Origin of the sequence: Pseudomonas kuykendallii (assembly GCF_900106975.1) — a bacterium.
Taxonomy (GTDB): Bacteria; Pseudomonadota; Gammaproteobacteria; order Pseudomonadales; family Pseudomonadaceae; genus Pseudomonas_O; species Pseudomonas_O kuykendallii.
On sequence record NZ_FNNU01000002.1, the window covers coordinates 927,686 to 940,315 of the forward strand.

Genomic DNA, 12,630 nt, shown 5'->3' on the forward strand with positions numbered 1-12,630 from the left:
AGGGCCCCGCCACTGCGGGGCCTTTTCATGTGCGCGTGCGGCTGCCGAGCACCAGCGCGATGCCGCCGAGCACCGCGATCGACACCAGCAGCAGGCGCAGCGTCAGGGTTTCGCCCAGCAGCAGGCTGCCGCCCAGGGCGGCGAGGATGGGTACGCTGAGTTGCACCGTCGAGGCCTGCAGCGCACCCAGGCCGCGCAGCGCGGTGTACCAGATGGCGTAGCCGACGCCCGAGGCGAGCGCGCCGGAAAGCAAGGCATAGGTCACGCCGGGCAGGTCCCAGTCGCGCCGGGTGACGAGTGCCAGGCAGAGCAGCACGGCGAACGGAATGGCGCGCAGAAAATTGCCGGCGGTGGCAGCGAGCGGGTCGGCGACGCCGCGTCCGAGCAGCGAATAGAGCGCCCAGGCGAGGCCGGCGAGCAGCATCAGCAGCGCGCTGCCGAGGGGCGGCGCACTGGCCCCCGGCAGCAGGAGCACAAGCAGCCCGCCAAGGGCGAGCAGCAGCCCGAGTGTCGCCCAGCGGCCAAGACGTTCGCCGCGCATCACCCCGTAGAGCAGCATGCTCGACTGCACGGCACCGAACAGCAGCAGGGCGCCGACGCCGGCGTCCAGTTGCAGATAGGCGAAGGAAAACGCCGCGGCATAGGTGAACAGGGCGGCGGCACCGGACCAGCTCCCGTGGGGTCTTCCGCGCGAGCGGCGTAGCTGCAGGAGCAGGCTCAGCATCAGTGCGCCGGCGAGGAGGCGCAGCCCGGTGAAGCTGGCGGCATCGATGGCGGTGTGTTTGAGCGCCAGGCGGCAGAGCAGCGAATTGCCGGCGAAGGCGAGCATGGCGAGGCTGGTCAGCGATAGCGTTCGGGCGTTCATCTCGTCTCTGCGCAGAGTCCGATCGGGCTACCCTGGAGTCTATGCGTCGGGGCTCGGGTTCGCGCCTGGCCAAAGGTAGAGGGTGGCTCGTTCATCGGTAGAAGGTCGCCGGTTGCGCCGGCCGCAGGCGGGCGGGAGGATAGCGATCCGAGTTCGCCGTGACACCCGCGCGCAATCGCAGGATAATGCCGGCCTCTTTTTAAATCGGCCGCCCGTGGGCGTGCCGGCCGCGGGTGGTGCACTGGGTTGCCGCCCGAGCCCGACAACCCTGGAGTGGTCTGGTTTGATCGTCTTTCGTTACCTATCCCGAGAGCTGCTGATTACCCTGAGCGCGGTCAGTGCGGTGCTGCTGGTGATCATCATGAGCGGGCGCTTCATCAAGTACCTCGCCCAGGCTGCCCAGGGCTTGCTCGATCCGGGCGTGCTGCTGCTGATCATGCTCTACCGGATGCCCGGCTTTCTCGAACTGATCCTGCCGCTGGGGCTGTTCCTCGGCATCCTGCTGGCCTACGGACGGCTCTACCTCGACAGCGAAATGACCGTGCTGGCAGCCACCGGCATGAGCCAGCAGCGCCTGGTGGCCTACAGCCTCGCGCCGGCCACGGTGGTCGCCCTGCTGGTGGCCTGGCTGAGCATGGGGCTGGCGCCCCAGGGCATCGGCCAGGTGGCGCGCATTCTCAACGCACAGGACGCCCTCACCGAGTTCGATACGCTGGAGCCGGGGCGCTTCCAGTCCATGCGCGACGGCTCGCGGGTCACCTACACCGAGACCCTGTCGGAGAATCGCGACGCGCTGGGCGGGCTGTTCATCTCCGAGAAGCAGTTGTCCCGCGACAAGGCCAAGGAACGCGGCATCACCGTGCTGGTGGCCGAATCCGGGCGCCAGGAAATTCGCGAGGATGGCAGCCGTTACCTGATCCTGAAGAATGGCTACCGCTACGACGGCAACCCCGGCGAGGCCAATTACCGCGCGATCCGGTACGACACCTACGGCGTGCTGCTGCCGCGCCCGGAGGTCAGCGCCGAGATCAGCGATCGCGAGGCGATCCCGACCTCGCAGCTGTTCGGCAGTGACAACATCCGCTACATCGCCGAACTGCAATGGCGCCTGTCGATTCCGCTGCTGGTGTTCGTCATCACGCTGCTCGCCGTTCCGCTGGCGCGGGTCAATCCGCGTCAGGGGCGCTTTCTCAAGCTGCTGCCGGCGATCCTGCTCTACATGGCCTATCTGTCGCTGCTGATCGCCATGCGCGGCGCGCTGGACAAGGGGCGGATTCCGCCGGCGCTGGGGCTGTGGTGGGTGCATCTGCTGTTCTTCGCCATCGGCATGCTGATGCTTTATTGGGAATCGTTGCGCCTGAAACTGGCGGCGCGTCGTGCTGGAGCTGCGACCCATGGTTAAGTTGGATCGCTACATCGGCACCAGCGTGTTCTTCGCCATCCTCAGCGTGCTCGGCGTGATCGTCGGCCTCGCCCTGCTGTTCGCCTTCATCGACGAGCTGGGCGATATCGAGGACAGCTACGGCCTGCTCGACGCGGCCTGGTACGTGCTGCTGACCGCGCCGCGGCGAATCTACGAGATGCTGCCGATGGCGGCGCTGATCGGCTGCCTCATCGGTCTCGGCACGCTGGCCAGCAACAGCGAGCTGACCATCATGCGTGCGGCCGGGGTGTCGATCGGGCGGATCGTCTGGTCGGTGATGCGGCCGATGCTGATGCTGATGGTCGTCGGCATCCTGATCGGCGAATACCTCGCGCCGCAAACCGAGAACCAGGCCCAGTCGTTCCGCGCGATGGCCCAGGGCAGCGGTGACGCGCAAAGCGCCAAGCACGGCCTGTGGCATCGCCAGGGCAACGAGTACGTGCACATCAACGCCGTGCAGCCGAGTGGCATCCTGTACGGGGTGACGCGCTACCGCTTCGACGATCAGCGCCACCTGCAGTCATCCAGTTTCGCCCGCCAGGCCCATTACATCGGCGACCACTGGCAGCTGCAGGACGTGACCACCACGCTGTTCAAGGAGCGCAGCACCGAAGTGCAGACGGCGGCGGAAGAGTCCTGGGATATCGAGCTCAGCCCGCAAATGCTCGGCACCGTGGTGATGGAGCCGGACGCGCTGTCGCTCGTGGGGTTGTGGAAGTACATCGGCTATCTCGCCGATCAGGAACTGAACAACCAGCGCTACTGGCTGGCGTTCTGGAGCAAGCTGCTGCAACCGCTGGTGACCGCCGCGCTGGTGCTGATGGCGATCAGTTTCATCTTCGGTCCGCTGCGCTCGGTGACCCTCGGCCAGCGCATCTTCACCGGCGTGCTGGTGGGCTTCGTGTTCCGCATCGCCCAGGATCTGCTCGGTCCATCGAGTCTGGTGTTCGGCTTCTCGCCGTTGCTGGCGGTGCTGGTGCCGGCCGCGATCTGCGCGCTGGCCGGCGGCTGGTTGCTCAGGCGCGCGGGCTGAGGCGGGCGCTCACTTCTTGTGAATGTGCTTGGGCAGCCGCACCACCTGGCTGTCCGAGTAGATGTCGTGCCAGCTGCGCTTGCGCTTGTCCCAGAGGATCCACAGGTAGCCGAGCCCGCCGAGCAGCCAGGAGCCGATGGCGATCACGAAGCGCAGCAGGGCCTGCCACAGGCTGACCGCCGAGCCGTCCGCGTTCTGGATGCGGAGCCCCCAGACCTGCATGCCGAGCGTCTGTCCCGAGTGGGTCCAGAACTTGGCGAAGAAACCGAACAGCGCGAACAGCAGCAGCGTCGACAGCAGCGGGTCGCCGTCCAGCGCACCGGAGTCGGTGAGGCGCTTGGTCTCGTCGACGCCGTAGATGCCCATCAGCGCCAGCTTGTAGGCGAAGGCAACGACGATCAGCAGTGCGACGCAGAGCAGGAAATCGTAGAACAGCGCGGCAAGGCGACGGCCAAGACCGGCGGGAGGAAACTCGCCTTGCGGACGAAGCAGGTGTTTCGGCATATGGAAGGGCTCGCTGGATAAAGCGCCATTCTAGTGAATGGCGCGCACAAAAAAGCCCCTGATGTCACCATCAGGGGCTTTTTCTTGCGAAGGCGATTAGGCCAGGATTTGAACCTGGTCAGCTTGCATGCCTTTCTGGCCTTGGACGGCCACGAAGCTAACTTTCTGGCCTTCTTTCAGGCTCTTGAAGCCGTTACCTTCGATTGCACGGAAGTGAACGAACAGATCCGGGCCGCTTTCGGGAGTGATGAAGCCGAAGCCCTTCTCGTCGTTGAACCACTTAACGGTGCCGTTTTGACGATTCGACATGTCTTATTTCCTTGAAACTAGAGTTGATGGCAGCCTCTACGACAATAGAGGGCTGGAACTGGTTGCAAAGAGTAAGAGAAGTCGAGCGGGATGTAGCGGATCTTAGGATCTACTGCACCAGGTCACGATTCAACAGCGACCCATGCAAACACAGTGGGCACACTCTACGCTAACTCCCGGGCCGTTGCCAACCCTGGAATGCGTGGTTTTTGCTGCCTGGGACGGGCTCTGCGAGGCTTTGGCAGAAACGCCGTGTGAGCTGGTGTCTGAGCGCTTTGTAGCGAGCGGCGACCTGTAAAGTCGCCGGGGATGAAACGTGTTGGTGCCCCGGGGGAGACTCGAACTCCCACTCCTTTCGAAAACGGATTTTGAATCCGCCGCGTCTACCGATTCCGCCACCGGGGCAATGGCGGCGGAGTATAGGGAGGCGCCTGCGTCGGGTCAATCGCGCTGCGTGGTCAGCGCGAGGCTTTTCCGTTAAGATTCGCGCCCTGAGCAAGACGACCCAGACATGCGCGTTTCCGACTTCCATTTCGACCTTCCCGAATCCCTGATCGCCCGCTATCCGCTTGCCGAGCGTCGCGCCAGCCGCCTGCTGGTGCTCGATGGCGAGAGCGGTGCGCTGGCGCATCGGCGCTTCACCGACCTGCTCGATCATCTGCGTCCCGGCGACCTCATGGTGTTCAACGACACCCGGGTAATTCCGGCGCGGCTGTTCGGCCAGAAGGCTTCCGGCGGCAAGCTGGAGATCCTCGTCGAGCGTGTGCTGGACGAGTATCGGGTGCTCGCCCATGTGCGCTCGAGCAAGTCGCCGAAGCCCGGCACCGAAATCCTCGTCGAGGGTGGTGGTCGCGCGGAGATGCTGGCGCGCCACGATGCGCTGTTCGAGTTGCGTTTCGACGAGCCCGCGCTGGCGTTGCTTGATCGTGTCGGGCACATGCCATTGCCTCCTTATATAGTGCGCGCCGATGACGCTGCCGATCGCGAGCGCTACCAGACCGTCTACGCGCAGCGCTCCGGCGCGGTGGCCGCGCCTACCGCCGGCCTGCATTTCGATGAGGCACTGCTCGAGTCGATCCGCGCTAAAGGCGTGGAAACCGCGTTCGTCACGCTCCACGTCGGCGCTGGCACCTTCCAGCCCGTGCGCGTCGAGCGTATCGAGGATCACCCCATGCACCGCGAGTGGCTGGAAGTCAGCCAGGGTGTCGTCGACGCCGTCGCCGCGTGCCGCGCGCGGGGCGGGCGGGTGATCGCAGTCGGCACCACCAGCGTGCGCTCGCTGGAAAGCGCCGCGCGCGACGGTCAGCTCAAGGCGTTCAGTGGCGACACCGACATCTTCATCTACCCGGGGCGACCCTTCCATGTGATCGATGCCCTGGTGACCAACTTCCATCTGCCCGAATCCACGCTGTTGATGCTGGTGTCCGCGTTCGCCGGTTATCCCGAGACGATGGCCGCCTATGCGGCTGCGGTGGAAAACGGTTACCGCTTCTTCAGTTACGGCGACGCCATGTACATCACCCGCAATCCCGCCGCGCGCGGCCCCGAGGACTTCGCATGAGCCACATGACCTTCGAACTGCTCGCCACCGAGGGCAGGGCCCGGCGCGGACGCCTGACCTTCCCGCGTGGCGTGGTGGAGACCCCGGCGTTCATGCCAGTGGGGACCTACGGCACGGTGAAGGGCATGCTGCCGCGCGACATCGAGGCGATCGGCGCGCAGATCATTCTCGGCAATACCTTCCACCTGTGGTTGCGTCCGGGCACCGAGGTGATCCGCGAGCATGGTGACCTGCACGACTTCATGCAGTGGAAGGGGCCGATCCTCACCGACTCCGGCGGTTTCCAGGTGTTCAGCCTGGGCGCGATGCGCAAGATCAAGGAGGAGGGCGTCTACTTCGCTTCTCCGGTGGATGGCGCCAAGGTGTTCATGGGGCCGGAAGAGTCGATGCGCGTGCAGCGCGAACTGGGCTCGGACATCGTGATGATCTTCGATGAGTGCACGCCTTACCCGGCTGACGAAGACGTAGCGCGCCGCTCCATGGAGCTGTCGCTGCGCTGGGCCGAGCGCTCGAAGATCGCCCATGCGGACAACCCTTCGGCGCTGTTCGGCATCGTCCAGGGAGGCATGCACGAAAACCTGCGCATGCGTTCGCTGGAGCGTCTTTGCGAAATCGGCTTCGACGGCCTGGCCATCGGCGGGCTGTCGGTGGGCGAGCCGAAGGAGGAGATGATCCGTGTGCTGGATTTCCTGCCGGCGCAGATGCCGGCGGACAAGCCGCGCTACCTGATGGGCGTGGGCAAGCCCGAAGACCTGGTCGAAGGCGTGCGCCGCGGCGTCGACATGTTCGATTGCGTGATGCCCACGCGCAACGCCCGCAACGGTCATCTGTTCACCGCCGATGGGGTGGTGAAGATCCGCAACGCGGGACATCGCCACGATCAGTCGCCCCTGGAGGCCGACTGCGATTGTTACACCTGCAAACATTTCTCCCGCGCCTATCTGCACCATCTGGATAAATGCGGCGAAATGCTCGGGAGCATGTTGAATACAATCCATAACCTGCGTCATTACCAGCGCCTGATGGCTGGTTTGCGCGGGGCAATTCAACAGGGTACATTGGCCGCCTTCGTCGACGCCTTCTACGCCCGACGCGGCCTGCCAACGCCGCCTTTGGATTGAAATTCCTTCCTTATTTCAAGAACTTGCAACAGGGGTGCTACATGAGCTTTCTGATTCCCGCCGCTTACGCCGACGCTGCCGCTCCGGCCGCCGGACCTGCCGGCACCGGCTTCGAATGGGTCTTTCTGGTCGGCTTCCTGGTCATCTTCTATCTGATGATCTGGCGTCCGCAGGCCAAGCGCTCGAAAGAGCACAAGAACCTCCTCGGCAACCTGCAGAAGGGTGACGAAGTGGTCACTTCCGGCGGGATCGCCGGCAAGGTGGTCAAGGTCGCCGATGACTTCGTCGTCGTCGAAGTCTCCGACACCGTCGAGATGAAATTCCAGAAGGCCGCTATCGCTGCAACCTTGCCCAAGGGCACGCTGAAAGCCATCTGAGTCCTACCTTTTCCTTTCTTCCACGGGGCGCTTTAGGGCGCCCCGCGTCATAAGCGGGCGGCGTCATGCTGAACAAATACCCTCTGTGGAAATACCTGCTGATCCTGGCGGTGCTGGCGATCGGCCTGGTCTATTCCGCGCCCAATCTCTATCCGGACGACCCGGCCATCCAGCTCACCGGCAGCAGCACGGCACTGAAGATCGACCAGGCGACTGTCGATCGTGCCAGCCAGGCACTGAGTGATGCGGGTATCGCCGTCAAGGCGGCCGAAGTCGCCCAGCACGGCGGCCTGCTGCGTCTGACCAAGCTCGCTGATCAGTTGCCGGCCAAGGATGTCGTGCGCAAGGCGCTGGGGGATGATTACGTCGTCGCCCTGAACCTGGCTCCGACCACGCCGAACTGGCTGCGCAACCTGCATGCGACGCCGATGAAGCTCGGTCTCGACCTGTCCGGTGGTGTGCACTTCCTTCTCGAAGTGGACATGGAGAAGGCCCTCGATGCGCGCATCAAGGTCTACGAGGGTGAGGTAAAGAGCCTGCTGCGCAAGGAGCGTGTTCGCTACCGCAGCCTGCCGGCGCAGGAAAATGCCTTCCAGCTGGGCTTCACCGATGCCGAGTCCGCGCAGAAGGCGCAGGATCTGATCCGCAAGGGCTTCAACGATTTCGACCTGACCACGACCGAGCGCAATGGTCAGCAGGTGCTGCGCCTTAGCCTTACCCAGGCCAAGTTGGCCGAGATTCGCGAATACTCGATCAAGCAGAACCTCACCACCGTGCGTAACCGGGTGAACGAGCTGGGCGTCGCCGAGCCGCTGGTGCAGCGCCAGGGCGCCAACCGCATCGTCGTCGAGCTGCCGGGCGTGCAGGACACCGCGGAAGCCAAGCGGATCCTCGGCAAGACCGCGAGCCTGGAGTTCCGCCTGGCGGCCGAGGCCGATGCCTCCCGCGCCACCACCGAATCCTTTGGCTTCCGCGAGCCGGGCCGTCCGCCGGTTCAGCTCGAGCGCAGCCTGATCATCACTGGCGACCAGGTTACCGACGCCAGCGCCAGCTTCGACGAGAACGGTCGCCCGCAGGTGAACATCCGTCTTGACGGCCACGGCGGTGAGCTGATGAACCGCGCGACCCGCAACAACGTCGGGCGCAGCATGGCGGTGATCTTCATCGAACAGCGTCCGGTCACTACCTACAGCAAGCAGGTGGTCGATGGCGTCGAGAAGGAAGTCGCCACGCAGAGCTTCAAGGAAGAGAAACAGATCATCAGCCTGGCGACCATTCAGTCGCCGCTGGGCGGGCAGTTCCGCATCACCGGCCTGAACGGCCAGGGCGAGTCCTCCGAACTGGCGCTGCTGCTGCGCGCCGGCGGTCTGGCCGCGCCGATGTACTTCGCCGAAGAACGCACCATCGGCCCGAGCCTGGGTGCCGAGAACATCGTCAAGGGTATCGAATCCACCGAGTGGGCGATGGTCTTCGTGTCGATCTTCATCATCGCCATCTATCGGTTCTTCGGTGTTCTGGCGACCGTCGCGCTGGCCTTCAACCTGGTGTTGCTGGTTGGCCTGATGTCGGTGATCGGCGCCACCCTGACCCTGCCGGGCATCGCCGGTATCGTGCTGACGCTGGGTATGGCGGTGGATGCCAACGTTCTGATCTATTCGCGAATCCGCGAGGAGCTGGCCAACGGCCTTTCGGTACAGCGCGCGATCCACGAAGGCTTCGATCGCGCCTACAGCGCGATCATCGACAGTAACCTGACCACGCTGCTGGTCGGCGCGATCCTGTTCGCCCTGGGTACCGGTCCGGTCAAGGGCTTCGCCGTGACCATGTCGCTGGGGATCATCACCTCGATGTTCACCGCCATCATGTTCACCCGCGGTTTGGTCAACCTGATCTTCGGTGGCCGTAACTTCAAGAAGCTGTGGATCTAAGGTGCCGTCATGATCAAGTCCACCATCCGTTTCATGGCGATACGCAACATCGCGTTCGCCATCACCCTGGTCATCAGCTTCATCGGTCTTGGCAGCCTGGTCGCCAAGGGCCTGAACTTCGGCCTGGATTTTACCGGCGGCACGCTGATCGAGCTGGCCTACGAGAAGCCCGCGAACCTCGAGCTGATCAAGTCCGAGCTGGGGCAGGCCGGTTATCCGGAGTCTATCGTGCAGAGCTTCGGCGCCAGTACCGACGTGCTGGTTCGCCTGGCTGGCGAAGATCCGCAGCTGGGCAACAAGGTTGCCGAGGCGCTGCGCAAGATCGATGCGGACACGCGGTTCGAGGTCAAGCGCGTCGAGTTCGTCGGCCCGCAGGTCGGTGAAGAGCTGCGCGATCAGGGCGGCCTCGCCATGCTCCTGGCGCTGGGCGGCATCCTCATCTACCTGGCGTTCCGCTTCCAGTGGAAGTTTGGCGTCGGCGCCGTGGCGTCCCTGGCGCACGACGTGATCGTCACCCTCGGGCTGCTGGCGTTCTTCCAGGTGCCTTTCGACCTGACCGTGCTCGCCGCCGTGCTGGCGATGATCGGCTACTCGCTGAACGACACCATCATCATCTACGACCGTGTGCGGGAGAACTTCCGTCTGCTGCGCCGGGCGACGCTGATCGAGAACATCGACATCTCGGTCACGCAGACCCTGCTGCGGACCATCGCTACGTCGTTGTCCACGGCGCTGGCACTCTTCGCGCTGCTGTTCTTCGGCGGCGACAGCCTGGCGAACTTCGCGATCACGCTGTTGATCGGTGTGGTCGTTGGTACCTACTCGTCGGTCTACATCGGCGCCACGGTGCTGGTCTGGCTGGGCCTGAGTTCCGAGGACCTGATCCCGCCGGCAGCCAAGGAAGTCGACGAGCGCCCGTGACGGGCCGATGAGCTTGCCGAACTAACACTTCCGACTTCTGTCCAAGGCAGGGAATGGAGCGTAAACGCTCGCAGTGGATGGTAGTCAGGAGGTGCGTGTGAACAAGTCGATGCTCGTCGGTGCGGTGCTTGGTGCCGTAGTTGTTACGGCCGGGGGCGCGGTGGCTTACAGCGTGGTCGGCAACGGTCCGGACTACGCGAAGGTCGTAGCGGTTCAGCCGGTAAAGGAAACCATCAAGACACCTCGCGAGGTCTGCAAGGATGTCACGGTCACCCGGCAAAAGCCCGTGCAGGACCAGTACAAGATCGCCGGTACGGCGATCGGCGCCATCGCTGGCGGTTTGCTGGGCAACCAGGTCGGCGGCGGTAACGGCAAGAAGCTAGCTACCGTGGCCGGTGCCGTAGGTGGCGGCTACGCTGGCAACCAGGTTCAGGGTCACATGCAGGCCGGTGACACCTATACGACCACGCAGACCCGTTGCAATACGGTCAACGAGACCAGCGAGAAAATCGTGGGTTACGACGTCAAGTACGACCTCGACGGCAAGATCGGTCAGGTGCGTATGGACCGTGATCCAGGTCCGCAGATTCCGGTCAGCAATGGCCAGCTGGTGATCGGTCAGAGCACTGCCCAGTAAATCAGCGACAATAAAAAAAGCGCCCCGTGGGGCGCTTTTTTAATGCCTGGAAATCACCCAGGTCAGCGCTTCAGCGAGGCCGGAAGGTGCGGCTGGATGGCGGTCAACACGGCCTTGAAGCACTTGGTGTTGCCCGCGACGATATTGCCCTTCTCGAGAAATTCGTGGCTGCCGGTGAAATCGCTGACGAGGCCGCCGGCTTCCTGAACCAGCAGCGCGCCGGCGGCCATGTCCCATTCCGACAGGCCGAATTCCCAGAACGCATCGAAGCGGCCCGCGGCCACGTAGGCGAGGTCCAGGCTGGCGGCGCCGGCGCGACGGATGCCGGCGGTCTGGCCGGTCAGGGCGCGGAACATGCCGAGGTAGTTTTCCAGGTTGTCCATCTGACCTTCGCGGAACGGGAAGCCGGTGCCGAGAAGGGCGCCTTCCAGGCCCTTGCGCGGGCTGACGCGCATGCGGCGGCCGTTCAGGGCGGCGCCGCGGCCGCGGCTGGCGGTGAATTCTTCCTGACGTACCGGGTCGAGGATCACGGCGTGTTCCAGGCGGCCGCGGTACTTGCAGGCGATGCTGACGGCGAAGTGCGGTACGCCACGCAGGAAGTTGGTGGTGCCATCCAGCGGATCGATGATCCACAGGTAGTCCTTGCCGTCGCCGCTGCCTTCGCTGAAGCCGCTTTCTTCGCCAAGGATGGAATGGGTCGGGTAGGCCTTGCGCAGCGCGGTGACGATGGTCTGTTCGGCGGCGTGATCGACTTCGCTGACGTAATCGTTGGCGTCTTTCTCGTTGATCGAGATGACGTCCAGGCGTTCGATGGAGCGGAAGATCAGTTCACCGGCGCTGCGGGCTGCGCGCAGGGCGATGTTCAGCATGGGCTGCATGGAGTTTCACCTGGGTCGTCGAATAAAGCCGGCCATACTAGCAGAAAAGCGCGATTGATGCAGTCCGAACGGAGCCTTCGCGTAGCGTGGCGAAAGGGGCTTCTGTAAGATTTATCCCCCTTTTAGAACGCTTGCGGAGCCGACCTTGCTGCAGAACATTCGCGTGGTCCTGGTCAATACCAGTCATCCGGGCAATATCGGCGGCGCGGCGCGGGCCATGAAGAACATGGGGTTCGCGGATCTGGTGCTGGTCGATCCGCTGGAGTTTCCGAGTCCGAAGGCCGACGCTCGTGCATCCGGCGCCACCGATGTGCTCACTGCGGCGCGTGTCGTGGCGACGCTGGAGGAGGCGCTGGTCGGTTGCAGCCTGGTGCTTGGCACGAGCGCTCGCGATCGGCGCATTCCCTGGCCGCTGCTGGATCCGCGTGAGTCTGCGGTCACCTCCCTGGAGCAGGCCGCCAAGGGCGGCAAGGTGGCGCTGGTGTTCGGGCGGGAGTATGCCGGGCTGACCAATGAGGAGCTGCAGCGCTGCCACTACCATGTGCATATTCCTTCGGACCCGGAGTTTGGCTCGTTGAATCTCGCCGCCGCGGTGCAGGTGCTGACTTACGAGGTCCGCATGGCCTGGCTCGCGCAGCAGAACAAGCCGACCAAGATGGAAAAGACCGAGGCGCTAGCTGAGGGCGATGCGGAGGTGTGTACGGCCGAGGAGATGGAGTCATTCTACCGCCATCTGGAGCGCGTCATGCTGGACATCCGTTTTCTCGATCCCGAAAAGCCCCGCCACCTGATGCCGCGCCTTCGCCGGCTATACGGGCGTGCGGGGGTGAGCAAGCTGGAAATGAACATCTTGCGTGGCATTCTCACGGAAACCCAGAAAGCCATCCGCGGCGAGCCACACAAGCGTGGTGGCTCCTGATTGCGGTGGGATAGGCGAGCTTGGCGGTAGGGGATTACCTTCTGCTATGATTCTGCGCCGCTTCGCTGGACTAATCCGACTGAGTTGATAGGTCTTATAGTTGACTTAAATACTCGGAGATTGGATAATCGGTTCAAACCAGCGAATTCTGTGG

Annotated in this window: 13 protein-coding genes and 1 tRNA gene; 9 read left to right on the forward strand and 5 right to left on the reverse strand. The window is 63.9% G+C overall.

The annotated features are described in order from the left end of the window. Positions 1-25: 25 nt before the first annotated feature. On the reverse strand, positions 26-865 hold the full coding sequence (locus BLV15_RS09480) for a DMT family transporter (protein ID WP_090227063.1): 840 nt from the start codon (positions 863-865) through the stop codon (positions 26-28). A 283-nt stretch (positions 866-1,148) separates the two neighbouring features. Between BLV15_RS09480 and lptF the strand changes: the two genes are divergently transcribed. Continuing rightward, positions 1,149-2,267 (forward strand): LPS export ABC transporter permease LptF, encoded by a 1,119-nt coding sequence (gene lptF, locus BLV15_RS09485; RefSeq protein WP_090227066.1) that lies wholly within the window; start codon positions 1,149-1,151, stop codon positions 2,265-2,267. Next, positions 2,260-3,321: an LPS export ABC transporter permease LptG gene (lptG, locus tag BLV15_RS09490; protein WP_090227069.1), complete on the forward strand. Its 1,062-nt coding sequence runs from the start codon at positions 2,260-2,262 to the stop codon at positions 3,319-3,321. Before lptF ends, lptG begins: the two co-directional genes overlap by 8 nt. A 9-nt stretch (positions 3,322-3,330) precedes the next feature. Here the strand turns inward: lptG and BLV15_RS09495 are convergent, their stop codons facing one another. The 3 genes from BLV15_RS09495 to BLV15_RS09505 all read right to left on the reverse strand — a co-directional run bounded on the left by BLV15_RS09495 (position 3,331) and on the right by BLV15_RS09505 (position 4,539). Beyond that, on the reverse strand, positions 3,331-3,825 hold the full coding sequence (locus BLV15_RS09495; protein ID WP_090227071.1) for an RDD family protein: 495 nt from the start codon (positions 3,823-3,825) through the stop codon (positions 3,331-3,333). Between the two features lie 96 nt (positions 3,826-3,921). Then, positions 3,922-4,134: a cold-shock protein gene (locus BLV15_RS09500; protein WP_090227075.1), complete on the reverse strand. Its 213-nt coding sequence runs from the start codon at positions 4,132-4,134 to the stop codon at positions 3,922-3,924. 320 nt (positions 4,135-4,454) lie between these two features. Beyond that, positions 4,455-4,539, reverse strand: a tRNA-Leu gene (locus BLV15_RS09505). A 106-nt stretch (positions 4,540-4,645) separates the two neighbouring features. Here BLV15_RS09505 and queA point away from each other — a divergent pair. From queA to BLV15_RS09535, 6 genes are all read left to right on the forward strand, one after another. Further along, positions 4,646-5,695 (forward strand): tRNA preQ1(34) S-adenosylmethionine ribosyltransferase-isomerase QueA, encoded by a 1,050-nt coding sequence (queA, locus tag BLV15_RS09510; RefSeq protein ID WP_090227078.1) that lies wholly within the window; start codon positions 4,646-4,648, stop codon positions 5,693-5,695. Positions 5,696-5,700: 5 nt separating this feature from the next. Next, the gene (tgt, locus tag BLV15_RS09515) at positions 5,701-6,816 is read left to right on the forward strand and encodes a tRNA guanosine(34) transglycosylase Tgt (protein ID WP_090227450.1); all 1,116 of its coding nucleotides are present in this window, start codon (positions 5,701-5,703) and stop codon (positions 6,814-6,816) included. 41 nt (positions 6,817-6,857) lie between these two features. Next, on the forward strand, positions 6,858-7,193 hold the full coding sequence (gene yajC / locus BLV15_RS09520; RefSeq protein WP_090227081.1) for a preprotein translocase subunit YajC: 336 nt from the start codon (positions 6,858-6,860) through the stop codon (positions 7,191-7,193). 65 nt (positions 7,194-7,258) lie between these two features. After that, positions 7,259-9,121 (forward strand): protein translocase subunit SecD, encoded by a 1,863-nt coding sequence (secD, locus tag BLV15_RS09525; RefSeq protein WP_090227083.1) that lies wholly within the window; start codon positions 7,259-7,261, stop codon positions 9,119-9,121. A 9-nt stretch (positions 9,122-9,130) separates the two neighbouring features. Beyond that, on the forward strand, positions 9,131-10,042 hold the full coding sequence (gene secF, locus BLV15_RS09530) for a protein translocase subunit SecF (RefSeq protein WP_090227085.1): 912 nt from the start codon (positions 9,131-9,133) through the stop codon (positions 10,040-10,042). 97 nt (positions 10,043-10,139) lie between these two features. Next, positions 10,140-10,679, forward strand: coding sequence for a glycine zipper 2TM domain-containing protein (locus BLV15_RS09535; RefSeq protein ID WP_090227088.1), 540 nt, complete (start codon positions 10,140-10,142; stop codon positions 10,677-10,679). Between the two features lie 62 nt (positions 10,680-10,741). On the opposite strand, the gene suhB is transcribed toward BLV15_RS09535, so the two are convergent. After that, entirely contained in the window at positions 10,742-11,557 is an 816-nt protein-coding gene (suhB, locus tag BLV15_RS09540; protein ID WP_090227091.1) for a type III secretion system regulator SuhB, read from the reverse strand. 145 nt (positions 11,558-11,702) lie between these two features. Here suhB and trmJ point away from each other — a divergent pair, with 145 nt between their 5' ends. Next, complete coding sequence (gene trmJ / locus BLV15_RS09545) at positions 11,703-12,476, forward strand: tRNA (cytosine(32)/uridine(32)-2'-O)-methyltransferase TrmJ (RefSeq protein WP_090227093.1); 774 nt, start codon at positions 11,703-11,705, stop codon at positions 12,474-12,476. The last annotated feature ends 154 nt before the right edge of the window (positions 12,477-12,630 follow it).

Bases quoted from the DNA above. Each gene is read 5' to 3' on its own strand.
- tgt (WP_090227450.1), top strand. From the start codon at position 5,701: ATGACCTTCGAACTGCTCGCCACCGAGGGCAGGGCCCGGCGCGGACGC.
- yajC (WP_090227081.1), top strand. From the start codon at position 6,858: ATGAGCTTTCTGATTCCCGCCGCTTACGCCGACGCTGCCGCTCCGGCC.
- suhB (WP_090227091.1), bottom strand. From the start codon at position 11,557: ATGCAGCCCATGCTGAACATCGCCCTGCGCGCAGCCCGCAGCGCCGGT.
- queA (WP_090227078.1), top strand. From the start codon at position 4,646: ATGCGCGTTTCCGACTTCCATTTCGACCTTCCCGAATCCCTGATCGCC.
- secD (WP_090227083.1), top strand. From the start codon at position 7,259: ATGCTGAACAAATACCCTCTGTGGAAATACCTGCTGATCCTGGCGGTG.
- BLV15_RS09500 (WP_090227075.1), bottom strand. From the start codon at position 4,134: ATGTCGAATCGTCAAAACGGCACCGTTAAGTGGTTCAACGACGAGAAG.
- secF (WP_090227085.1), top strand. From the start codon at position 9,131: ATGATCAAGTCCACCATCCGTTTCATGGCGATACGCAACATCGCGTTC.
- BLV15_RS09495 (WP_090227071.1), bottom strand. From the start codon at position 3,825: ATGCCGAAACACCTGCTTCGTCCGCAAGGCGAGTTTCCTCCCGCCGGT.
- lptG (WP_090227069.1), top strand. From the start codon at position 2,260: ATGGTTAAGTTGGATCGCTACATCGGCACCAGCGTGTTCTTCGCCATC.
- BLV15_RS09480 (WP_090227063.1), bottom strand. From the start codon at position 865: ATGAACGCCCGAACGCTATCGCTGACCAGCCTCGCCATGCTCGCCTTC.